19 protein-coding genes and 2 pseudogenes are annotated in these 21,970 nt (G+C 63.2%); 14 read left to right on the top strand and 7 right to left on the bottom strand.

The genetic code is table 11. The features are described 5' to 3' along the window. Nucleotides 1-41 precede the first annotated feature (41 nt). Nucleotides 42-1,748 carry a chemotaxis protein gene (locus A2G06_10400; GenBank protein ID ANA40628.1) on the top strand — a complete coding sequence of 569 codons (1,707 nt, stop codon included), beginning with the start codon at nucleotides 42-44 and terminating at the stop codon, nucleotides 1,746-1,748. A 92-nt stretch (nucleotides 1,749-1,840) separates the two neighbouring features. Here the strand turns inward: A2G06_10400 and A2G06_10395 are convergent. Next, nucleotides 1,841-3,191 (bottom strand): annotated as a pseudogene (locus A2G06_10395) (glutamate dehydrogenase). 324 nt (nucleotides 3,192-3,515) lie between these two features. Here A2G06_10395 and A2G06_10390 point away from each other — a divergent pair. The 4 genes and pseudogenes from A2G06_10390 to A2G06_10375 all read left to right on the top strand — a co-directional run bounded on the left by A2G06_10390 (nucleotide 3,516) and on the right by A2G06_10375 (nucleotide 7,494). After that, the gene (locus A2G06_10390; protein ANA41653.1) at nucleotides 3,516-5,042 is read left to right on the top strand and encodes a phosphotransferase; all 1,527 of its coding nucleotides are present in this window, start codon (nucleotides 3,516-3,518) and stop codon (nucleotides 5,040-5,042) included. A 71-nt stretch (nucleotides 5,043-5,113) separates the two neighbouring features. Beyond that, nucleotides 5,114-5,635, top strand: a complete 522-nt coding sequence (locus A2G06_10385) for a ferritin (protein ANA40627.1) — start codon at nucleotides 5,114-5,116, stop codon at nucleotides 5,633-5,635. An 83-nt stretch (nucleotides 5,636-5,718) separates the two neighbouring features. Continuing rightward, nucleotides 5,719-5,937 carry a hypothetical protein gene (locus A2G06_10380; protein ID ANA40626.1) on the top strand — a complete coding sequence of 73 codons (219 nt, stop codon included), beginning with the start codon at nucleotides 5,719-5,721 and terminating at the stop codon, nucleotides 5,935-5,937. A gap of 277 nt (nucleotides 5,938-6,214) precedes the next feature. Continuing rightward, a pseudogene (locus tag A2G06_10375) lies at nucleotides 6,215-7,494 on the top strand (hypothetical protein). Between the two features lie 177 nt (nucleotides 7,495-7,671). Here A2G06_10375 and pgi read toward each other — a convergent pair. The 5 genes from pgi to A2G06_10350 all read right to left on the bottom strand — a co-directional run bounded on the left by pgi (nucleotide 7,672) and on the right by A2G06_10350 (nucleotide 12,804). Further along, nucleotides 7,672-9,261 carry a glucose-6-phosphate isomerase gene (gene pgi, locus A2G06_10370; protein ID ANA40625.1) on the bottom strand — a complete coding sequence of 530 codons (1,590 nt, stop codon included), beginning with the start codon at nucleotides 9,259-9,261 and terminating at the stop codon, nucleotides 7,672-7,674. Nucleotides 9,262-9,322: 61 nt separating this feature from the next. Next, nucleotides 9,323-10,291, bottom strand: a complete 969-nt coding sequence (locus A2G06_10365) for a radical SAM protein (GenBank protein ANA40624.1) — start codon at nucleotides 10,289-10,291, stop codon at nucleotides 9,323-9,325. An 11-nt stretch (nucleotides 10,292-10,302) separates the two neighbouring features. After that, the gene (locus A2G06_10360) at nucleotides 10,303-10,635 is read right to left on the bottom strand and encodes a 4-carboxymuconolactone decarboxylase (GenBank protein ID ANA40623.1); all 333 of its coding nucleotides are present in this window, start codon (nucleotides 10,633-10,635) and stop codon (nucleotides 10,303-10,305) included. After that, the gene (locus A2G06_10355; GenBank protein ANA40622.1) at nucleotides 10,635-11,315 is read right to left on the bottom strand and encodes a dihydrolipoamide dehydrogenase; all 681 of its coding nucleotides are present in this window, start codon (nucleotides 11,313-11,315) and stop codon (nucleotides 10,635-10,637) included. Before A2G06_10355 ends, A2G06_10360 begins: the two co-directional genes overlap by 1 nt. A 514-nt stretch (nucleotides 11,316-11,829) precedes the next feature. Then, complete coding sequence (locus A2G06_10350) at nucleotides 11,830-12,804, bottom strand: two-component system response regulator (protein ANA40621.1); 975 nt, start codon at nucleotides 12,802-12,804, stop codon at nucleotides 11,830-11,832. 186 nt (nucleotides 12,805-12,990) lie between these two features. On the opposite strand from A2G06_10350, the gene A2G06_10345 reads away from it, so the two are divergent. The 8 genes from A2G06_10345 to A2G06_10310 all read left to right on the top strand — a co-directional run bounded on the left by A2G06_10345 (nucleotide 12,991) and on the right by A2G06_10310 (nucleotide 18,937). After that, nucleotides 12,991-13,959, top strand: coding sequence for an octaprenyl diphosphate synthase (locus tag A2G06_10345; GenBank protein ID ANA40620.1), 969 nt, complete (start codon nucleotides 12,991-12,993; stop codon nucleotides 13,957-13,959). Between the two features lie 152 nt (nucleotides 13,960-14,111). Further along, entirely contained in the window at nucleotides 14,112-14,372 is a 261-nt protein-coding gene (locus A2G06_10340) for a hypothetical protein (protein ID ANA40619.1), read from the top strand. Between the two features lie 185 nt (nucleotides 14,373-14,557). Further along, entirely contained in the window at nucleotides 14,558-15,661 is a 1,104-nt protein-coding gene (locus tag A2G06_10335; protein ID ANA40618.1) for a histidine kinase, read from the top strand. Between the two features lie 21 nt (nucleotides 15,662-15,682). Continuing rightward, nucleotides 15,683-17,065: a Fis family transcriptional regulator gene (locus A2G06_10330; GenBank protein ID ANA40617.1), complete on the top strand. Its 1,383-nt coding sequence runs from the start codon at nucleotides 15,683-15,685 to the stop codon at nucleotides 17,063-17,065. Beyond that, entirely contained in the window at nucleotides 17,062-17,568 is a 507-nt protein-coding gene (locus tag A2G06_10325) for a thioredoxin (protein ANA40616.1), read from the top strand. The genes A2G06_10330 and A2G06_10325 overlap by 4 nt, the downstream gene beginning before the upstream one ends. Nucleotides 17,569-17,593: 25 nt before the next feature. Further along, on the top strand, nucleotides 17,594-18,322 hold the full coding sequence (locus tag A2G06_10320) for a cytochrome C biogenesis protein (protein ID ANA40615.1): 729 nt from the start codon (nucleotides 17,594-17,596) through the stop codon (nucleotides 18,320-18,322). 1 nt (nucleotide 18,323) lies between these two features. After that, on the top strand, nucleotides 18,324-18,767 hold the full coding sequence (locus tag A2G06_10315; protein ANA40614.1) for a glyoxalase: 444 nt from the start codon (nucleotides 18,324-18,326) through the stop codon (nucleotides 18,765-18,767). A 53-nt stretch (nucleotides 18,768-18,820) separates the two neighbouring features. Then, nucleotides 18,821-18,937 carry a hypothetical protein gene (locus tag A2G06_10310; protein ID ANA41652.1) on the top strand — a complete coding sequence of 39 codons (117 nt, stop codon included), beginning with the start codon at nucleotides 18,821-18,823 and terminating at the stop codon, nucleotides 18,935-18,937. A 39-nt stretch (nucleotides 18,938-18,976) separates the two neighbouring features. Here A2G06_10310 and A2G06_10305 read toward each other — a convergent pair whose 3' ends face one another. Next, a complete protein-coding gene (locus A2G06_10305) occupies nucleotides 18,977-19,300 on the bottom strand; it encodes an RNA-binding protein (protein ANA40613.1) in 324 nt (107 codons plus the stop codon). A 360-nt stretch (nucleotides 19,301-19,660) separates the two neighbouring features. Here A2G06_10305 and A2G06_10300 point away from each other — a divergent pair, with 360 nt between their 5' ends. Then, nucleotides 19,661-21,964, top strand: coding sequence for an ATP-dependent DNA helicase RecG (locus A2G06_10300; protein ANA40612.1), 2,304 nt, complete (start codon nucleotides 19,661-19,663; stop codon nucleotides 21,962-21,964). Nucleotides 21,965-21,970 lie beyond the last annotated feature (6 nt).

Below are 21,970 nucleotides of genomic sequence, written 5' to 3'. Positions count from 1 at the left end.
CTATCAGAAAAACCCCGAATGAACGGAGTGTGGAGGAGTTAATGAGTTGGAAAAACCTGAGGCTGAGCCTCAAGGTGCTGGTGGGCATAGGCAGTGTCCTTGTCCTGCTGGCAGTTATCGGCGTCTGGTCGGTGAAGGGACTGTCTGAGGCCGTCAGGGACGGCAAGGAGGTCAGCGACGGCAACAAGCTGCGGGCCGAGCTCCTCCAGCGGGAGGTGGATCACCTCAACTGGGCCAAGAACGTCAGCGCGTTCCTCCTGGACGACAGGGTAAAGGAGCTCACCGTTCAGGTGGATCACACCAAGTGCAAGTTCGGCGAGTGGTACTACGGCGAGGGGCGTAAGCAGGCCGAGGCCATGCTTCCCGCACTGAAGGACGAACTGGCTGCCATCGAGGACCCCCACCGCAAGCTCCACGAGTCGGCGGGACTCATCAGGAAGGCCTACAACAAGGAGCAGGGTGAGCAGGGCCGCCGGGAGGCGGAGATCATCTTCGCAAGCCAGACCCAGCCGAACCTGCAACTGGTGCAGAAGCACCTGGGCGGGCTCAATGAGACATCCCGCACGCATATCCTTTCCGATGAGCAGATGATCGCCAACGCCAACGGCACCAAGGCTGTCGTCATTGCCCTGAGCGTCGCCGCCCTGGTGATCGGCATCGTTCTGGCGCTGCTCATTTCCCGCTCCATTAGTGGCCCGGTCCTGAAGGGGGTTGAATTCGCCCTGAAGATCGCCGGCGGTGACCTGCGGAGCACCCTCGACATCGACCGGAAGGACGAGGTGGGGCAGTTGGTGGCGGCCCTGAACGACATGGTTGCCACGCTCCGCGACATTGTAACCGACGTGAAGAACTCGGCAGACAACGTGGCCGCCGGCAGCCAGGAACTGTCCGCCAACTCCGAGGCCATGAGCCAGGGGGCCACCGAGCAGGCTGCCGCTGCCGAAGAGGCATCCAGTTCCATGGAGCAGATGGCGGCCAATATCCGGCAGAATGCGGACAACGCCTCCCAGACCGAGAAGATCGCCCTCAAGAGCGCCATGGACGCCCGGGAAGGCGGCGCGGCCGTTGCCGGCACGGTGAGTGCCATGAAGGAAATCGCCTCCAAGATCTCGATCATCGAAGAGATCGCCCGCCAGACGAACCTGCTGGCCCTGAACGCGGCCATCGAAGCGGCCCGTGCCGGCGAGCACGGCAAAGGGTTCGCCGTGGTAGCGGCCGAAGTCAGAAAGCTTGCCGAGCGGAGCCAGAAGGCGGCGGGCGAGATCAGCGAGTTGTCTGCCTCAAGCGTTCAGGTAGCGGAAGAAGCCGGCGAGATGCTGACGCGGATCGTGCCGGACATCCAGCGGACCGCGGAACTGGTGCAGGAGATCAGCGCCGCGTGCAAAGAGCAGGACACGGGCGCTGAGCAGATCAACAAAGCGATCCAGCAGCTTGACCAGGTGATCCAGCAGAACGCCAGCGCCAGCGAAGAGATGGCCTCCACCAGTGAAGAACTGGCCGGTCAGGCGGAGCATCTCCAGTCGGCAATCGCATTTTTCAAGACCGACGAGCAGGGGCGATCTGCCGGGAATCCCCCGGTTGTGCGAACGGCTGCGGAGGCGAAGAAACCGGCTGTGCTGCGCCTGGGCCACGGCAGCGTAAACGACCGCCGGGCTGAGCCGGCCGTGCTGCGAAAGGCTGCCACCGGCAGGGGCGTTGACCTGAAGATGGACGGCGACTACCTGGACGACCAGTTCGAGAAGTTCTAGCTCCCGATGGAGTCTAACGCAAAAAGCCCGGCCCGGAGATCATCTCCGGGCCGGGCTTTTTGCGTGGGTCATGCCCGGTTACGGACAGGTTCCTAGACGAGGCCGTGGGCCACCATGGCGTCGGCAACCTTGGTAAAGCCGGCGATGTTGGCACCCAGCACGTAGTTGCCCGTGGCGCCGTATTCCTCGGCTGTCTCGTGGCAGAGACGGTGGATGCCTTTCATGATGTTCTCCAGCTTCTTTTCGGTGTCTTCGAAGGACCAGGAATCACGCTGGGCATTCTGTTGCATTTCCAGGGCCGACGTGGCAACGCCGCCGGCATTGGCGGCCTTGCCGGGGCCATAGGCGATTTTGGCGTCGAGGAATATCTTGATCTTCGGGGGTGGTGGGCATGTTGGCGCCCTCGCCCACGGCGATGCAGCCGTTCTTCACCAGGGTCTTGGCGTCCTTGCCGTTGATCTCGTTCTGGGTTGCCGACGGCATGGCCACCTGGCAGGGGATGTCCCAGATGTTGCCGCTCGCGATGTACTTGGCATCCTTGTGATAGGAGGCGTAGTCCTGGATGCGGCGGCGTTCCACTTCCTTCAGTTGCTTGATGAGGTCCAGGTCGAGACCTTTTTCGTGGTAAATGACGCCGTTGGAGTCGGAGCAGGCCACGCACTTGCCGCCGAGCTGGTGAATCTTCTCGATGGTGTAGATGGCCACGTTGCCGGAGCCGGACACGGTGCAGATCTTGCCGTCAAAGGAGTCCTTGCGGACCTTGAGGGCCTGGTTGATGAAGAACGTGGCGCCGTAGCCGGTGGCCTCGGTGCGCACCAGGGAGCCGCCCCACTTGAGCCCCTTGCCGGTCAGCACGCCCGCTTCCCACCGGTTGGTAATCCGCTTGTACTGGCCGAACATGTAGCCAATCTCGCGGCCGCCCACGCCGATGTCGCCGGCGGGAACGTCGGTGTGCTCGCCCAGGTGGCGATAGAGCTCGGTGATGAAGCTCTGGCAGAAACGCATGATCTCATCGTCGGACCTTCCTTTGGGGTCGAAGTCGGAGCCGCCCTTGCCGCCGCCGATGGGCATGCCGGTGAGGGAGTTCTTGAAGATCTGCTCAAAGCCCAGGAACTTGATGATGCCCAGGTAGACCGACGGATGGAAGCGAAGGCCCCCCTTGTAGGGGCCCAAGGCCGAGTTGAACTCCACGCGGAAGCCGCGGTTGATGTGGACCTGGCCCTTGTCGTCCTGCCAGGGCACCCGGAAGATGATCTGGCGCTCGGGTTCGCAGATCCGCTCGATAATTTTGCGCTCCAGGTATTCGGGGTGCTTGGTGACAACAGAGCCGAGGGATTCGAGCACTTCGGCCACTGCCTGATGGAATTCCACTTCGCCCGGATTGCGCTTGAGAACGTCCTGATAGATGCCTTGAAGTTTCTCGTCAACTTGATGCGGTGACATGGTTCCTCCTCTGGTTAAGATGTAGGCAGCCAGCTGTGTGAACAGATTGCGTCCTGTTTTCTGAGTAGATCGTTTGTTTAATGCATATAGCGGACCAAGATTGTGAGTTTAGTGTATTTGTCTGACTAATCAGTTGATATTACGACTAAATTAATGAAGGGGGCATCGTGGCTGCCTGCGGTGAGATGAGTCCGGTGATTATATAATGTACACTGTCGTGTAGATTGCCTGTAAGGCGGGCGCATCCTGATCGAGCGGAACGGTTGTTGCCGGGAGGGGGTCTGGTATCCTTTTCGTGAGACCCGAATGAAGGGAGGATTCACCGTGCTGGTCGAAATGCATTGTCATACCTCTGAATACTCCTCCTGCAGCGGCGTTGCGGCCGTGGACCTGGTGCGCCAGGTGGCGGCGAAGAACCTGCAGGGGATCGTTCTTACGGATCACCATCACCTCTGGGATCCCTCTGAGCTGGCCGATGTCCGGCGCCGGGCTGAGGTTCCCGATCATTTCGTCATCCTCACCGGTCAGGAAGTGACCACGCCGGAACTGGGCGACGTGCTCGTCTACGGTGCGGATGCGACGATCGACCGGGGGACTCCCCTGGCCGAAATCCGGCGGCGCTACCCGGCTGCCGCCCTTGTCTGGGCCCATCCCTACCGCAGGGGGAAGCGTCCCGCGCCTGAGCAGCTCTGCCATCCGCTGCTGGACGGTGTGGAGATCTTCAACTCCAACCACACGGTGCGGGAGAACAGCCAGGGGCTCCAGGACTGGCATCGGGAGCGGTTCACCGCCATCGCGGGCACCGACACCCATGGCGAAAACTACGCAGGGCTCTATCCGACCCAGTTCGACCATGCCGTCAAGACCATCGCCGCCCTGGCAGCCGAGATCAGGCACGGCAGGTGCCGGCCGTTCCTGAAGGAGATTCCCCGCTCGGGCGCCAACAGCCAGGTCATCGAGGTGACCATCGGCACCAAGGGGGCCGATGAGGTGCGCGAGCGGCTCATCATCAAGGAGATCGGAACCCGGCACAAGTGGCGGTCCGCCGAGCGGGCCTTCCGCATTATGGGGGAGATCGTCGGCCACGGCTTCGACGCGGGGAGATTCAGGGTGCCCCGCCCCATCGACGAGGATGATGCCTCCATGACGCTCATCGAACAGGGCTTGCGGGGGAAATCGCTCTTCGACAAGCTCCTGGCCGCCGAACCGGAGGACGGGAGGGAATACCTGTCCCTGGCGGCCGGCTGGCTGGCCCGGCTCCATAACTGCCGTCTCAGGATCACGCCGTCCGATGAGTTTCTGGTCCGGGAAGACGAGCGCCTGGCCCGATACCTGGAGCGGTTCACCGCCATTGAGCACAGGCACACCCGCAAGGTGCGGGAAATCCTCGCAGCAGTGGCGGCAGAGGAGCGGCGGGTGGTGGCGGAGGGGAGTGGGTACATGGTGCAGGGACATGGCGATTTCCATCCGAAAAACGTGTTCGTGGGCCAGGATGTCATGGAGAACCGGTCGACCCTGTTCGTGGCGGCCATAGACTTCGAAAGCTCCTACGTGCTCCCCCGGGCCTTTGACGTGGGGTGTTTCCTGGCCCAGTTCCGCAACCAGTTCTATCGCCATGGGGAGATAGCGAACGCCTATCCCGAGGAGCTGTTCCTGGATGCCTATCTGCGTGATTCCGATCAGGTGGAGCCGGATTTCCTCCGCCAGGTGGAACTGTTCCGCGCCCGGACCAACATGAGCATCGCTGCCTACCTGGTGAAGGTGGGGCTGGGGGACAGCGAGGATCTGTGGCGGGTGATCGTGGAGGCCGAGCGCTCCATCAGCAATCTCTCAGCCGGTCCGGCCGGTTGAACCGCCTGGCCTTTCGCTCGTTTTCCGATATACTGATCCCAACTCACCACACCCAAGGAGGAATATCGTCCATGCTGAACACCGAGATGGCCGCGGCCCTCAACAAACACTTGAATATCGAGCTCTATTCGGCCCAACTGTACCTCTCCATGTCGTCCTATGCCAACTCCATTGGGCTCAAGGGGGCCGCCACCTGGTTCATGGTCCAGTACCAGGAGGAGATGCTTCATTTCATGAAGTTCTATCAGTACATCAACAGCCAGGGCGAGCACGTGACGCTCGGTCCCATAGACGCACCGCCGGCCGAGTTCGCCTCCCTGCTGCAGATGTTCGAAAAGACCCTCGAACACGAGATGTTCATCACCCGGTGCATCAACGACCTGACCGAGCTGGCGGTCCGGCAGAAGGATCACGCCACCCAGATTTTCCTCCAGTGGTTCGTGACCGAGCAGATCGAAGAGGAGGAAAACGACCGGGAGATCATCGGCAAGCTGAAGTTGGTGGGAGACAACGGCTACGGGCTGCTGATGATCGACAACGAACTGGGTGCGCGGGTGTTCACCGCTCCCCCTGCCGACGGCCAGGTGCCCTGAGGCCTCGTTGTCCGGCATGCGAGATCGGCCGCGGGGAGGCGGTTTTTCCCGCCTTCTCCGCGGTCCGTGTGTGAAAGGATGGCGTGATGAAAATACGCTTCTGCGAGCACAACAAGGGAAAGAACAAGGTGGCCAAGCGGCTGCATGAACAGTTCCCCAAGCTCGACGTGAAGATCAGGGACTGCATCGGCAAGTGCGGCCCCTGCCACAAGACCCCCTTTGCCCTTGTGAACGGAAAAACGGTCTGTGGTATTGACTCCGAAGACCTGTATGGAAAGATCGTGAAGGAAATGGGCAAATAACCAAATAGTGCCACGCCTCATCTCTCTCCGAATTCCCTGTCTTTTCCCTGGCTGATTCCGGCGACTATTCCAAAAGTTACGAATAATCAAGATGTTGGCTTTGTGTATACGTAATCATGAAAATAACTTATGTAGCATATAATTGAATATTGGCGTTATTCTGTCAGGCACAGGATCTGTCATATGGCGAAAATGTATGACGGATGCAGGCAGCCGGTCCATGGAGCCACCAGGTCCGGGGTTTGGTTGCCGACAGTTATTTCCGGCAGGATGACGCATGGCGATCCCAAGGTTTCCTCTGTTCAGATGGCCCAAGCGCAGGCTGTTCACCCTTGCAGCCCTGCTCGTGGTGGCACTTGCGGCCGCCACGTCGGTGCGGGTCCGCTATTACGGACACTGGCAGGGTATTTACATCCTCAAGGGGACGGACGGCCGCTTGCTGGTGAAGGACGACCTGATGCTCGGCGACGAGAACGGCCTTCTCTTCGCCCTGCCGGCCGAGCCCGTGTTCCGTTTTCTCAATGGCGATGTGAGCCACGCCACGGGCGGGCCGCGTCTCGAATACGAGTGGTTCCGCCGTGACGGGAGCGGATTCGTCCGTAGTTTTGCCGCCGACGGCACGGAGTTTCTCACGTGTCTCAGCAGGTATCTGGATAGCGGAGGGGAGGAAACCCAGGGGCTGTTCGTGGGGGGTGGGCTGCCCTTTGATCTGGAAAAGGACCGCCGGGTGAGCATGAACGAAACCGGAATGGCCTTTTTCGACGGCAAATCCTGGCATCACATCTGGTGCAACGTTAACGAGGCCATTTCGCCCTGGAGCAATCCGGCCGCGGTGATGCCCCCTTCGGCCTTGAAATACCGGGGGAGCCGCATCCTCGAATCTACGCCCCAGCGGCTCGTTCTCAGCAGCAGCCACTGGTTCGAACTGGATGGCGTGCCGGTATCCATGGACCGCTTCATGGTCTTCAGGCCCGGTACCCGCTACGTGACCCTCGTGATCCGGATGACCAACATCGGCAAGCAGCCCACGGGCTACTACTATGTCTACGGCGACGAGCCGTGGGTGGGGAACTATGGCTCGGCCGAGGGCAACGTGGGTTGGGTTGTCGACGGCCTCGTTCCCTATGAAGGGACCATTGATCCGGAACGCTACGGCTGGACGGGCTACGTGGACCACGGCAACGAAGCGGCCGGCGAAACCCATGACCGCAGCGGTCTGGCCAACTTCATCGAGTGGAAGGGCCCCCTCGTGCCGGATACGGTCTATTTTTCCAACAGAATCGGCTCATTCTCTGACAGCTCCGCCCGAATCCCCCTGTCCCACCCCCAGGACCGGGTCATTTTCCTCCAGTGGGCCCCCGCCTCATGGCGCCGGGGCAATCGGACACCATCGTTCTTTCCATCGGCATGGCGGACCGGGAGCCGAACACCGGCTTCCCGCTCAAGCCGGACACCTCATTCGATCTTGCCTCATTCGGGCAGTTCCTGGCATCCCAGGCTTCTGACACGCCTCCGTACCCTTTACACATCCTGTCTGACATCTCCCACCACTCCTGAACGGTCCGCACGAACCGGCAATCGATCAAGTCCGTGAGGCGCCAGGCGAGGTGCACCCGGAGATTGCACGGAAAAGCGGTCCCTGACGGTCCGTATGGACTTCCACCCGCAGCAGGGGATGCCCTCGAAGGCGATGCCGCCGCCGCCCACCACCAGGAGGCCGGGAGGCGCGGCTGGTCATCGGGCGGAAAAGCGGCTCCGGGCAAGGGGGGATGCCGCTGTCATGACGACACCGTGGTCCGGGTTGGCGGCGGCGTGCAGGAGGCTGCGGAATATCGTTTCCGCCTCCTCCGGCCTGCCGAGGGCCGCGGCGATTTCAGGGGCGGTGAGGGGTGCTCCCTCCCGCCGCAGGAAGGCAATGGCCTCACCTTTGAGGGCCAGGACGCTGCCTGCCGCCTTTTTACCCGCCTCCACGCCGGGCTGGTGGTAGGCATTGATGTTGACCAGGGAGGCATAGAGCCCCACGGCCCGCTCGAAGAGGGCCACCAGGACACCCACGGTGCGGGGGGTCACGGCAGGGATGGTGATGGTGAGTGACTCGCGCCCCTTTTCGCTCAGGGCGGTGCGGGTCCCCTGGAGAAAGCCGGACAGGTAGTCGCCGCTGGTGAAGCCTGGCTCAACCGCCAGGGAGACCCCCTCACGGTCCTTCAAGACCTCGATGAAGGCGACGAAGAAGTTGTTGGTCCCCTCACGCAACTGCTGTACATAGGCGTGCTGATCCGTGGAGCCCTTGTTGCCGTAGACCGTGAGCCCCTGGTTCACCACGGCGCCGGCCAGGTCCAGCTCCTTGCCGATGGACTCCATGATGAGCTGCTGGAGGTAGCGGGAGAACAGGAGCAGGCGGTCCTTGTAGGGGAGCACCACCATGTCGCGGGAGCCGCTGCCGCCGGTGGCGTGATGCCACATGAGGGCCAGGAGGGCTGCCGGGTTGCGGAGGGTCTCGCGCCGGCGGGTCAGGATGTCGCAGACCCGGGCGCCGTCGAGGAAGTCCCCGATGGGGATTCCCTGGAGCGCAGCCGGCAGGAGCCCCACGGCCGAGGTTTCCGAGGTACGGCCGCCGACCCAGTCCCACATGGGGAAGCGGTAGAGCCAGCCGCCGGCCTCGGCGGTCCGGTCCAGCTCGCTGCCGGCGCCGGTGACCGCCACGGCATGACGGGAAAAGTCGAGCCCGGCGCGCCGGTAGGCCGCCTCCGCCTCAAGCATGCCGTTCCTCGTTTCCTTGGTGCCGCCGCTCTTGGAGATGACGATGGCAAGGGTTTCCGCCAGCCCATCCCCCCCGAGGGTCTCAAGCACCCGGTCCATGCCGTCCGGGTCGGTGTTGTCGAAGAAAAAGGGCCGCATCCGGTCGTTGGGGCCGCCCAGGGCATCGGCCACGAACTGGGGGCCCAGGGCCGAGCCGCCGATGCCGATCACCAGGACGTTGCGGAAGGGGCGGCCTCCCGGTGCCGTGACCGCTCCGGCATGGACGTCGGCGGCAAAGGCGGTTACACGCTTCACGGTCTCACGGATCGCGGCGGCGATGGCAGGGTCGGGGGCCAGTTCGGGACTTCTGAGCCAGTAGTGCCCCACCATCCGGTTTTCGTCCGGATTCGCAATCTCACCCGCCTCCAGTCGTTCCATGGCGTCGAAGGCGCGCTGCATGGCCGGTTCCAAGGAAGCGAGGAAATCGTCGGTAAAGGCCATTCTGCTGACATCAAGAATGAGTCCCGTGTCCGCATCGGAAAGAAGATAGGTCTGGTAGCGCTGCCACAGCTCATGGGCGTTCATTGGACTCCTCCTCCGGTCGTTATGGTGTTCCGGGCCCCTCCGGGGCTCCGATGGTGCCGCCTCAGGTGAAGCCGGAGCCGGCGGTGCAGGCATAGCAGTAATCGTCGGTGGGGATCAGGGTTCCCTCCGGGGGCAAGCCGGTCATGCCGGCCACGTGACGACGCTCTCCCCCCAGCCCCCGGCCGGCGGCAAGGTTGAAGTCGCAGTCGTAGAGATGGCCGTCCCAGGCCACCGAGACCAGTGAGCGGCACATGAGGCCCGGCACCGTGGCCGGGTTGAAGCTCCCGGCCAGCCGCTGCAGGTACCCCTCCAGGTTGCCCGACTCCTCCAGCCAGCGGCGGAAGCGCCCCAGGGGGACGTTGGCAAAGGTGTAGAGGTGGGAGAAGGCCACCCCGTACTTGCGTTCCAGGTCCCGGCGGAACTTCCGCTCCGCCTCGCACTGGGACGGGGGAAGGAACGCGCCCGTGGGATTTGCCACCAGGTCCAGTTCCAGGCCGCTCCCATCGCGGCCGTAGCCGAGATCGTTCAGGAGCTTCAGGGCCGCGATGCTCTTCTCCATGATGCCATGGCCCCGCTGGGCCTCGGCCTGACCGGTATTGGCCGACGGGAACGATGCCACGACGGCCGCGCCAGCCGACCTGAGCAGTTCGGGCAGGTGCGCCGCGCCGGGGGTCAGGAGCGCCGAGAGGTTCGTCCGGACGATGAGCCGGGGCGTCAGCGGCGCCAGCCCGGTCACCAGGCGGTCGATGCCGGGGACGAGCTCCGGAGCGCCGCCGGTGATGTCGATGACCTGAAACCGGCAGCGGGAGGCGTAGGCGATGACCTCCTCCATGGTCTCCCGCGCCATGACCTCGGTCCGGGAGGGTCCCGCCTCCAGGTGGCAGTGGCGGCAGGCCAAGTCGCAGAGGGAACCCACATTCACCTGGAGAGTGGTGGTCCGGTCCCGGCGGAGCTCCAGCCCGCACCGTTCCAGGGCGTGGGAGAACGCCTCGATGCAGGGGGAGGAGGATGGCGCGAGGGATTCCGTCATGGTCCGTTGCGCTACAGCGACAGCTTCTCGGCGATCTTGCGCATCTGGACCCCGTGGACCAGGGCCGCGCCGCCCCTGATGGCGTTGGCCACGTGGACCGCCTCGGTCATCTCCCCCAGGTTCGACCCTTTCTCCAGGCAGGCCCGGGTATAGGCGTCGATGCAGTAGGGGCATTGGACCGCGTGGGCCACGGCCAGGGCGATGAGGGTCTTTTCCCGCTCGGTCAGCTCTCCCTCGGCGAACACGGCGCCGTAGTAATCGAAGAACTTCTTGGCCAGGTCAGGCGCATCCTTGCCGATGTCGCCGAATTTCGCCAGATCGTCGGGAACATAGTACGAGTCCATCAGGTTCTCCTTTGAGCGGTAATGTTCTTGTACAGGGCCGGCACCAGGGAAAAGAGTCCCAGCAGGGCGAAAGAGCCGATCACCCGCGGCGAGGCGATGTCAGCGGGGCTCGCGATGGCGGCGAGACTGGCGCCGGCATTGACGTAGACGAAGCCGCCCGGGATGATTCCCACGAAGGTCCCGAGCACGAAGGTGCGCAGGGGGAGCCGCGTCAGGCCCGCCCCCAGATTGATCAGGAAGAAGGGGAACAGGGGGACGAGCCGCAGAAAGAGCAGATAGTTGAGCCCGGCCTTTTCAAGTTCGCGGTTGATCCCCTCCAGCCTGGGGCCGAAGCGCCGCTGGACCGCATCGTGGAAGAGGTAACGGGTGAGCAGGAAGGCCAGCGTCGCCCCGATGGTGGCGCCGGTCACTGCCCAGGCGGTCCCTGCCGCGGCCCCGAACAGGGCGCCGGCGGCAAGGGAAAGGATCGTGGCCCCCGGCAGCGACAGGGCGGTCTGAATGACATAGACCGCCAGGAACATGGCAACCGTCAGGATCCGGTGTTCGTCGTAAAAGGCCAGCAGGGCCCCATGGTTGGCCTTGAGCGAGGCAAAGGTCAGCAGCCGCCCCAGGTCCAGGATGAAGAACAGGGCCACCAGCGCGGCAAAGAGGGAAATGACGGTAATTCGTTGTGCGTTCATGAACGAAGGTTATATACCAGTCACGGGTGCTGATGCAATCAGGTATAGGGATATATTCATATTTTCCATGCGTCACCCGCAGTCGATTGGTTCGCGACACATGCGAGAGCTCCTGCTGGGTTCCCGGTCCCCGTGGCCGCTGCCTGCTCCGACAACCGCCAGGTCATGGCGTGAAGCCGGCAACGGTATGATCCGGCCCGGGCGGGCGCAGCGGTTCGCCAAGGATCGGGCCGTGTGGGGAAGCGGGATTGTCGGACACGGTGTTCCTCCGCGGATCCGGCGGGGAAGGGGGAGTCCCAGGGGTATCGAGGCGATAGCCCGTTGTTGAGAAACGCTGCAAGGAGGGCATGATACCCGGCGCGCGGAGCAGTACAGCCGAGGCATGCCAGATGGCCAGGCAAGGGTGCGAGCGCCGCGCAACGCAGCAGATGGCTCCCACAGCAGTTTTTCAAGGGTCTGATAGAGAGTGTACTTGGATGATGGCGGTGATGCAACGGACGTGGGAGCGGGCGGGTCAGGAGGTCCCTTTTCTGAGCTTGTAGAAGGCGCCCGCCGTGTCAAGGGCGATGGCCGAGTGGTTCGCCAGGGTTGTGAGGAATTCGATTTCCGCATCGGTGAAGGCTCTGCCGTCGGCCCTGCCGGAAAGGGTTACCACGCCCGCCACCCGGCCCTTGAACTGGAGGGGCACCGTGATGATGCCGGGAGTGGTGAAGAGCTCGCCGTTGGGGTCTTCCTCCAGCATCCGGTGGGTGAGGGGGGGCGGCACCTCCCCGTCGATGCACAGGGGCTTGTTGTTGGCGGCAACGAGCCCGGCTATTCCCTGGTCGTGGCGGAGCCTGAATCCATGGGCAAGGGTGCGGCTCACGCCCACGCTGACCTTCATGGAGAAGGAGCTCCCGTCCCGGTCCAGGAGCAGAAGGTATCCCTTTTTCGCCGTTACTTCCTCCACGGCCCCCTCCACCAGCCGTTTCAGGATCTCGCCGGCATCCAGGGAGGCCGAGATGGCCGTGCAGAGACGATTGGCGGATTTCATCAGGTGAAGCGCGTCGTGGAGCTCCCGGTTCTTCTTCTTCATGTCCTCCATGAGCCGCCGGTTCTCACGGGTGAGGGACTGTTTCTCGACGGCGCGTCCCACGATGTTGGTCAGGATGGCGGGGTCGTCCACGGGCTTGATGATGAAATCGTAGGCCCCCAGGCGGAGGGCCTTGATGGCGGTGAAGCTGGAGGCGTTGCTCGTGACGATCACCACTTCCAGGTCTGGATAGGAGTCTTTCAGGAGTTTGAGGAGATTGAGACCGCTCATCCCCGGCAGGTTGATGTCGGTCACCAGAATGTCGAAGGGGGCGGCATTGACCTCGTGGATAGCTTCTTCGCCGGAGGCGACCGAAGTGACGGTATGGCCGCCTTTTTCGAGGGTTGAGGCGATGAACGCGCGGGAAGGGGCCGATTCGTCCACGACCAGGACTCGGATTTCGATGGCGTGGCCCATTTGTACACCTCCCCATCCCGTCTGTATCTGGAATTTTGGATGGTAGTTCAGGATGATACAAAAATCAATCAGAAAGGAATCGGAAATCGACAGGGTTACGCTCTCCGGAAGACTGGCGGAGAGAAATGCTTTGACAAAAAAGGCGTAATTACCTAGTATTGGCGAAAATTTACCCGAGGTTGCCTGATGCACGCTGCCCTTTCCCTGGTCGGGGACGACCTGAAAAACGTCGAATCACAGTTCAGAAAGGACCTGGAATCAGATGTCTATCTGATCCGCAAGGTGGGAGAGTACGTCCTTGCCAGCGGCGGCAAGAGAATACGTCCCATGCTGCTGCTCCTTTCGGCAAAGCTGTGCGGCTACCAGGGCGATCGCCACGTCCCCCTTGCCAGCGTCATCGAATTCATCCACACCGCGACCCTGCTCCATGACGACGTGGTGGACAACGCCACGCTACGCCGGGGCAACGCCTCCGCCAACGAGGTCTGGGGCAACGAGGCCTCGGTGCTGGTGGGCGATTTCCTTTTTTCCAAATCCTTTTCCCTCATGGTGGAGGCCGGGGACCTGCGGGTGCTCAAGGTCATTTCAGGCGCCACTACCATCATCGCCGAGGGGGAGGTCCTGCAACTCCTCTGCACCAGCGATCTGGAGATGACCCAGGAGCGTTACATCGAGGTGGTCAAGAGCAAGACCGCCGTGCTCCTTTCGGCCGCCTGCGAGGCCGGCGCCATCCTGGGCGCGTCGTCGGCCGAGCAGCAGGAGGCCCTGCGCGACTTCGGCATGGACCTGGGCATTGCCTTCCAGCTCATGGACGACACCCTCGACTACACTGCCAGCGAAGAGCAGTTCGGCAAGGAGATCGGCCACGACCTCGAGGAGGGGAAAATCACGCTCCCTCTCATCCACACCCTCATGAAGTGCTCCGACGAGGAGCGCGAAACCATTGCCGCCGTCGTGGAAAAGGACGTCCTGGAACCGGGGGATTTCGAAGCGGTGTTCACCCTCGTCCACAAGTATGGCGGCATCGAGTACACCGTCTCCGTTGCCAACGAATACATTGCCCGCTGCAAGGCCCACCTTGGCGCATTCGTCGATTCACCGGAAAAAGTCGCACTGATCGAACTTGCCGATTATGTGGTGAATCGTAAGCGCTAAATAACCGTACGCTTTGGTCAAATAACGCTCCGTTCCGATTTGCCGTCTTTTTTTGCCAGTCATTTCCGTTGTTCACGGGTTGGCCCGCATATTGCTCACTCCCCGGTATGTAATCAGTGCACGGCGCCCTTTTCGGCGCGGGGAGATGTGCGATGGAAGACGTCACTCTTGTTATGCAATCGGAAGTGAAGATCAACGGCATCACCTACGCGATTCTCGTCTACCGGCGCGAGGACGGTCATTGCTTCGCCGTGACCCATCTGAAGAACGGCGACATCATCATCAACGACGGGGAGACCCAAGAAGAGGCCCTTGCCCGGCAGGAAGGGGTCCTTCCCCTCGCCGTCGGCTCCCGGGTCATTCTGGATGAATTCCGCCGCTCAAACGGACTGCTGCTCAAGTTTTCCCATTAGCTTTCCCATTAGCGGCCCCGTTGCCGCGGAACGTGCGCCCCTGCCAGGGCGCTTGGTTCACGGGCCCGGGTCCGTCTATTCATGTAGTTTTACCCTTTTGTCCTTGCATTATCTCCGGCCATGAACTACATAGTTTCCATCCCGTATGCAGGATGGGAAACTCTTTTGCTTTTCACGGGAATGCCATGCGACTGCCCGGTTCGGCGCGGATTCCATTGCTGGCGGTGTTCATCGTCGGGATCAGCCTGTTCCACTATCTGACACCCCTTCACCTGCCCGCTCTCCATGATCTGTTCCAGAGGCTCTACTACATCCCGATCATCCTGGCCGCATTCTGGTTCGGGCTCAGGGGGGGGCTCGGCACGGCAGTCGCCGTCAGCATCCTCTACGTGCCCCACGTCCTGTTCCAGTGGGGGGCGCGGCCGTCGCTGGAGTTGGAGAAGTTTCTAGAGATTCTCCTCTACAACGTGGTGGGAGGCATCACCGGCTACCTGAGCCAGAAGGAAGAGGAGCGGAGGAACGAGTTGGAGCGCGCTGCCCGGCGCCTGGAGGATTCCTACCGCACCCTCAGGGGGCAGGCCGACCTCATCATCGGCATCGAGGAGCAGTTGCGCCGGGCCGAACGCCTGTCGGCACTGGGGGAGATGTCGGCCATGCTGGCCCACGAGATCCGCAACCCGCTGGGCTCCATTCGGGGCACGGCGGAGATCCTGCGCGACGACTTCAGCCCCGGCGACCGCAAGTTCGAGTTCCTGGAGATTCTCATCAAGGAAACCGACCGGCTCAACCGGGTGGTCGAGGATTTCCTGCGCCTGGCGCGTCCGCTGGATGGGGAGAAGAAGCGGTGCGACCTGGCGGCCGAGTTGCGTGAGCTCGTGGCGCTCCAGGAGAGCGAGGCGAACGCCCGAAGGGTGGGGCTCAGTCTGGAGGCGGGAGATGCGCCGCCGGTGGCCGGTGACCGGGAACGGCTGCGCCAGGCCTTACTCAACCTGATCCTCAATGCGCTCCAGGCAACCGGCGAGGGCGGGCGCGTGGCCGTTCGCCTGGCAATGCGCGGAGCCAGCGGCGACACGCCCGCCGGAGTGGAGATCACGGTGTCGGACACGGGGCGTGGGATCGATCCGGCTCAGCGGGAAAGGATCTTTACCCCGTTTTTCACCACCAAGGAGGGAGGAACCGGCCTGGGGCTCGTCATTACCCAGCGGATCGTGGAGGCCCACGGCGGCACCATCGGCCTGGAGAGCGAGCCCGGCAGGGGAACCACTTTCAGGGTGTGGCTGCCGGTGTGATCGGGGAGGCAGGGGGGAGTGATGGCTGAAGAGCGGCAACCGGCCCGGGTGCTGATCGTCGACGACGACGTATCGCTGCGCCGGGTACTCGAATACAACCTCCAGGAGGAGGGGTACGACGTGATCACGGCGGGCAGCGGCGAGGAGGGCCTGCGCCTGTTCGACGAGCGTTCGCCGGCCCTGGTGGTCACTGACCTGAAAATGCCTGGCATGGGAGGATTCCAGCTCCTGCAGGAAATCAAGGGGCGTTCGCCCGACACGGCGGTCATCGTGATCACCGCCTTCGGTGCCGTGGAGACGGCGGTCGACGCCATGAAAGCAGGGGCCTACGATTACATTACCAAGCCATTCAACCGCGATGCCCTGAAGCTGACGGTGAAAAAGGCCCTGGAGATGCTCGGGCTTTCCCGGGAAAACCGGCGCCTGCGGGAGGCCCTCACGGAGCGGGAGGACTACCGGAACATCGTGGGCATCTCCCGCCGGATGGAGGAGGTCTTCCGGATCGTTGACCGGGTGGCCGACACGGACGCCACGGTCCTCATCACCGGCGAGTCAGGCACCGGCAAGGAACTGGTGGCCCGGGCCGTGCACACCCGCAGCTCCCGGATAGCAGCCCCCTTCGTGGCGGTCAACTGCGCGGCCATCCCCCGCGATCTGCTGGAGAGCGAGCTGTTCGGCCACGTGAAGGGCTCCTTCACCGGGGCCGTGCGCGACAAGCCGGGGAAATTCCAGCAGGCCGAGGGAGGGACCCTTTTTCTCGACGAAGTGGGCGAGTTGCCCGTGGAACTCCAGTCGAAACTCCTGCGGGCGCTCCAGGAAAAGGAGGTCCAGCAGGTGGGGGGCACCGAGGTCCGGAAGCTGGATGTCCGGGTGGTGGCCGCCACCAACGCCGATCTGGAGCAGGCCATCGAGGAGGGACGCTTCCGCGAGGACCTCTACTACCGGCTTTCGGTCATCCCGATCCACCTTCCTCCGCTGCGGGAACGGAAGGAGGACATCCCCCTGCTGGTGCGTCACTTTGCCGCGCGGCACGGCGGCGATCGGGTGACCTTCGCCCCGGAGACCCTGGAGCTCATGACCGCCTACGGTTGGCCGGGCAACGTCCGGGAGCTGGAAAACACCGTGGAGCGGCTTCTCATCATGCGCGGCAGCGACACCATCACTCCGGCGGACCTCTCCGACAAGCTACGCAGCCGCCGCGCACAGCCCATGGAATGTCCCGTTATCAGCCTTCCCGACGGGGGATACTCCCTGGAGCAACTGGAGCGGGAAATCGTGGTTGAAGCCCTTGAACGGAACAACTGGAACCAGAGCTCGGCGGCGCGTTTTCTTCGCATCCCGCGCCATACGCTCATCTACAGGATGGAGAAGTATCAGATCACTGCACCGGAGAGAAAAAAATGAGAAAGATTGTCCGCCTTCTGCCGCTGTTGATCCTGCTGGCGCTCCTGGGCTGCTCCAAGCAGCAGAAGCCCGCCGTGGAGGGAAATCCCGCCCCCGACTTCACCCTCAACACCCTCAAGGGGGAGGTGGTGAAGCTGTCCGACCTGAAGGGACAAGTGGTTCTCGTCAACTTCTGGGCCACCTGGTGCCCCCCCTGCCGGGAGGAAATTCCCTCCATGATGCGGCTTGAGACGGCCATGGCCGGCAAGCCGTTCAAGATGCTCTGCATCTCCATCGATGACGGCGGGCAGGTGGCGGTGGAGGATTTCTTCCGCAAGACCGGCTTTAATCTGCCCACGCTGATGGACACCGACAAGCAAGCCAGTAAACTCTACGGCGTCACTGGCGTGCCGGAGACGTTTGTAGTGGATAAAAATGGGGTTATACTCAAGAAGGTCGTGGGGGGAGTAGAGTGGGACCACCCCGACGTGATCGCTTATCTCAACGGCGCCCTGGCCAAGTAGGGCACCCCGCCAAGTCGAGGTATTCATGGAATCAACCAACATAACCTTTGTGGGCGCCTTCGTGGCGGGGCTTCTTTCCTTCCTCTCCCCCTGCGTGCTGCCGCTCATCCCGTCCTTCATAACCTACATCACCGGCCTCTCCTTCGCCGACATCCAGGCCGAGCACCCGACCCATGAGGTGCGGCAGCAGACCATTGCCCACTCGCTCCTCTTCATCGCCGGATTCACCTTCGTCTTCGTGCTTCTCGGCGCCTCGGCGACCTTTATCGGCGGATTCCTCCACGAGCACATGGACGTGATCCGCAAGGTGGGTGGCGCGCTGATCGTGATCTTCGGCATCCACGTGTCGGGCCTCGTGCCCATCCATCTCCTGCTGGGGGAAAAACGGCTCCACGTCCACCGCAAGCCGGCCGGGTACCTGGGGAGCTTCCTGGTGGGGCTCGCCTTTGCCGCCGGCTGGACCCCCTGCATCGGACCGATCCTGGCTTCCATCCTCATGGTGGCCGCCACCGAAGAGACCGTGACCAAGGGGATCCTTCTCCTGTTCACCTATTCCATGGGGCTGGCCATTCCGTTCTTCCTGTCGTCCCTGGCCATGCACCAGTTCCTGACCTTCTTCAACCGCTTCAAGAAGCATATCCGCATCCTGGAGATCGTCACCGGCCTCTTCCTGGTCATCGTCGGCGTGATGATCTTCACCAACTACCTGAGCGTCCTTTCCCGCTACACCATGAAGTGGTTCGGGGGGATGTAGGGTGGCCGGAGCCTCCGTCTCGATCCAACTGGCGGTGGCCGACCTGGACGCCACCGAGGCCTTTTACGTGGGGATCCTTGAGCTGGACGTGAACCGCGCCCTTACCGCCCGCGGCGCGCCCGAGCATCTGGAGCTGCACAGCGGTGCCTGGGAGATCATCTTCGTGGAGGAGGATGCCGTGGTCCAGGCCCACCCCTTTCTGGGCGAGCGCCTGGAGGAGTACCCCAAGGGGGTGGGGATGACGATCCATGTGCAGGTGCAGGGGATCGAGGATATCTTCGACGCGGTGGTGGAGGAGGGGCTCGACGTGGTCTATCCCCTGGAGGAAAAGCCCTACGGCGTCAAGCAGTTCTGGTGCTTCGACCCGGACGGCTACCTGCTGGTGGTGGAGGAGCCGCACCGGCAGCGCCGGAACGGCAGTGTGCGGAAAAGCGAAGGGGCGTGATCGCTCACGCCCCTTTGTCGTCCTTCTTTTCGTTCTTCCCGCCGGGAGAACAGGTGTCCGCCATTCAGGTCGGTACCCCGAGCCGGGGCAGGATGAATTTGTTGAGTACGATCCAGAACGCCAAAAACCCAAGCATATACAGTAGTTCTTGCATCGTCGCACCTCCCTGAACAATTCTATCAGATAGTCGGATTATTGAATAGAGGTTTTTACGACGGCCGTTTTTTACCGGACCTGCCCGCCGGTCCGGGCTTCCCGCGGCGGGGAGCGGGACGGGTGGCCTGTTTCTGGGGGCGTGCCACGCTCACGGTGATCACCCTGTTCCTGAGCAGGGCGCCGTCAAGGGTCTCGATCGCCTCTTTTGCCTCCTCCTCGGTGAGCATCCTCACGTAGCCGCACCCCTTGGACCGACCCGTTTCGGGATCGGTGATGATGTGGACCGACGTCACCGTTCCGGCCACCGAAAACAGCCGCCGCAGATCGTCCTCCGTTGCTTCGTACGACATATGCCCCACATAGAGCTCTTTAGCCATGGTCAACCCTTTCGTGTGTCATTGGAGTGCCTGATCCTGCATGGCCGCTCCACCGGCTGAAGCTGCCACCCCGCAATAGTTTTTCAACAGTCTTGCAGGTGGAAGTCAGGGGGTGGAAGGTTATTAACACATACTCTCCCCGGGCACAAGGTTTCCTTCTCCAGCCGCGAATGGAAGGGGGGCGGGGTGGTGTCGGCGAATCAAGGGGGGCGTGATTGCCGGTCGCAAGTATCCCCTTGCGGGCCGCGCATGGTGATGGCAGTATGTCTGTTCAATCGATGCCCACACGGCGTCATGATGAATTCATTCCGGAGCGGGAACGCCACTCCGCTCCCCGCAGCAGTTGTGAAGGACTCCCCCATGCCCGTGATGAAGAGGTCTGAAGACGGTTCGCTCCTGATCCCCGCCGATCTGCTGGGGCCCCTCGGACTTGCGCCCGGCGACCGGGTGGCGGTGGAGGCGGACGCAGAGGGGCGCCTGGTGCTGACCCGGTCGGCGGCCCGGGAGCCGTCGGCTGAGGGGAGCCTCCGGCAGGCCATTGCGCGCAAGAACCTTGAGACCCCCATGCAGTTCATCAAGGGGGTGGGGCCGAAGATGGCCGAGATCCTGGCGCGGAAGGGGATCGTCACCGTGGAGGATGCCCTCTACCTGCTCCCGAACCGCTACGAGGACCGCCGCCAGGTGGTGCCCATGAACCGGCTCCGCCCCGGTGAGACCTGCGTGTTCACGGGGGAAGTGGTATCGGCCGACGTGGTGACCACCAAGGGGGGGCGCCGCTTCTTCGAGGTGATGGCGCGGGATGCGAGCGGTGTCATGTCCTTCAAGTGGTTCAACTACCATGCGGCGTTCATGCGCAAGGCCTGGCAGCCGGGCCGGCGGGGAATCTTCACCGGCCAGGTGACCCAGTACGGTCTCCAGCGGGAGGTACATCATCCGGACGTTGACTGGCTGGCCGAGGGGGAGGCGGTGGAGGCGGCCATGGCGCGGGACCCGGTGGGATTCGGCCGGCTGGTGCCGGTCTATCCGCTCACCGAGGGGCTGAACCAGAAGGCGCTGCGCAAGGTCATGAAGGAGGTCGTGGACCGCTTCGCCCCCTGCGTGGAGAGCGCCCTGCCGGCCCGGGTGATCCGTGAGCGGGCGCTGCTGCCCCTGGCCGAGGCCCTGGGAGCGGTCCACTTTCCGGCTGCCGACGCCGACCCCCGTGCCCTGGAGGAGGGGCGGGACCCGGCCCACCGGACCCTGATTTTCGACGAATTCTTCTTCCTGGAACTGGGCCTGGCGCTCAAGCGGCGGGGGGTGACCCTGGAGCAGGGAATCGCGTTTTCCGTGAACCACACGTACACCAAGCCGCTCCTGAAGCTGCTTCCCTTTGCCCTGACCGAGGCCCAGCGCCGGGTCCTGGCCGAGATCAAGGCCGACATGATGGCGCCCCACCCCATGCACCGGCTGGTGCAGGGGGACGTGGGCTGCGGCAAGACCCTGGTGGCGCTCCTGGCTGCGCTGGTGGCGGTGGAGAACGGCTGCCAGGTGGCCATCATGGCTCCCACCGAGATCCTGGCCGAGCAGCACTACCTGAACATCCACCGCTGGTGCGAGCAGTTGGGGGTGACCGTGGCGCTCCTCACGTCGTCCCTGAAGGGGAAGGCCCGGGCCGGGGCGCTGGAGCGGGTGGCGCGGGGCGAAGCGCAGATCGTGATCGGTACCCACGCGGTGATCCAGGACAAGGTGGAGTTCCACCGGCTGGGGCTCGGCATCGTGGACGAGCAGCACCGTTTCGGCGTGCTCCAGCGGGGGCTCCTGCGCAAGAAGGGGGAAAATCCGGACATCCTGGTGATGACCGCCACCCCGATCCCGCGCACCCTGGCCATGACCGTGTTCGGCGACCTGTCCCTGTCGGTCATCGACGAGCTCCCGCCGGGCCGCACCCCGGTGGAGACGAAGATTTGCACCGATTCCCGCCGCCGGCAGGTCTACGGCATCATCCGCGACGAAGTGGGGTCCGGGCATCAGGCCTACGTCATCTACCCCCTGGTGGAGGAGTCGGAGAAGAGCGAACTCAAGGCGGCCACCCAGATGGCCGAACACCTGGCCAATGACGTGTTCCCGGATCTGCGCCTCGGCGTTCTCCACGGCCGGATGAAGCCCGAGGAGAAGGAGGCGGTGATGCGTTCCTTCAAGGAACGGGAGATCGACATCCTGGTTTCCACCACGGTCATCGAGGTGGGGATCGACGTGCCCAATGCCACGGTGATGGTGATCGAGCACGCGGAGCGGTTCGGCCTTTCCCAGCTCCACCAGTTGCGGGGGAGGGTGGGGCGCGGCAGCGCTACGTCCCGCTGCATCCTCATGGCGTCGGACCGGTTGTCCGATGACGGGGTCAAGCGGCTGCGGGTGATGGAATCAACCACCGACGGCTTCAGGATCGCCGAGGCTGATCTGGAGATCAGGGGGCCGGGCGATTTCCTCGGCACCCGCCAGGCGGGCATCCCTGACTTCCGCGTGGCCAACATCCTGCGGGACGGCCGCATCCTGGAAGAGGCCCGGGCCGAGGCCTTTGATCTGGCGGAGCGGGACCCTGAGCTGCGGGCCCCCGGCCACGAGCCGCTCCGGGAGGAGCTGGCGCGGCGCTGGGGCGGCCGGCTGGAACTGGCCGGGGTGGCCTGAGGAGTG

It is taken from the genome of Geobacter anodireducens, assembly GCA_001628815.1.
Taxonomy (GTDB): domain Bacteria; phylum Desulfobacterota; class Desulfuromonadia; order Geobacterales; family Geobacteraceae; genus Geobacter; species Geobacter anodireducens.
The sequence above is the reverse complement of the archived record's forward strand: the minus strand, read 5'-3'. Positions and strand labels throughout refer to the sequence as shown.

Bases quoted from the DNA above. Each gene is read 5' to 3' on its own strand.
- A2G06_10400 (ANA40628.1), top strand. From the start codon at position 42: ATGAGTTGGAAAAACCTGAGGCTGAGCCTCAAGGTGCTGGTGGGCATA.
- A2G06_10385 (ANA40627.1), top strand. From the start codon at position 5,114: ATGCTGAACACCGAGATGGCCGCGGCCCTCAACAAACACTTGAATATC.
- pgi (ANA40625.1), bottom strand. From the start codon at position 9,261: ATGAACGCCCATGAGCTGTGGCAGCGCTACCAGACCTATCTTCTTTCC.
- A2G06_10365 (ANA40624.1), bottom strand. From the start codon at position 10,291: ATGACGGAATCCCTCGCGCCATCCTCCTCCCCCTGCATCGAGGCGTTC.
- A2G06_10360 (ANA40623.1), bottom strand. From the start codon at position 10,635: ATGGACTCGTACTATGTTCCCGACGATCTGGCGAAATTCGGCGACATC.
- A2G06_10355 (ANA40622.1), bottom strand. From the start codon at position 11,315: ATGAACGCACAACGAATTACCGTCATTTCCCTCTTTGCCGCGCTGGTG.
- A2G06_10350 (ANA40621.1), bottom strand. From the start codon at position 12,804: ATGGGCCACGCCATCGAAATCCGAGTCCTGGTCGTGGACGAATCGGCC.
- A2G06_10345 (ANA40620.1), top strand. From the start codon at position 12,991: ATGCACGCTGCCCTTTCCCTGGTCGGGGACGACCTGAAAAACGTCGAA.
- A2G06_10340 (ANA40619.1), top strand. From the start codon at position 14,112: ATGGAAGACGTCACTCTTGTTATGCAATCGGAAGTGAAGATCAACGGC.
- A2G06_10335 (ANA40618.1), top strand. From the start codon at position 14,558: ATGCGACTGCCCGGTTCGGCGCGGATTCCATTGCTGGCGGTGTTCATC.
- A2G06_10330 (ANA40617.1), top strand. From the start codon at position 15,683: ATGGCTGAAGAGCGGCAACCGGCCCGGGTGCTGATCGTCGACGACGAC.
- A2G06_10325 (ANA40616.1), top strand. From the start codon at position 17,062: ATGAGAAAGATTGTCCGCCTTCTGCCGCTGTTGATCCTGCTGGCGCTC.
- A2G06_10320 (ANA40615.1), top strand. From the start codon at position 17,594: ATGGAATCAACCAACATAACCTTTGTGGGCGCCTTCGTGGCGGGGCTT.
- A2G06_10305 (ANA40613.1), bottom strand. From the start codon at position 19,300: ATGGCTAAAGAGCTCTATGTGGGGCATATGTCGTACGAAGCAACGGAG.
- A2G06_10300 (ANA40612.1), top strand. From the start codon at position 19,661: ATGCCCGTGATGAAGAGGTCTGAAGACGGTTCGCTCCTGATCCCCGCC.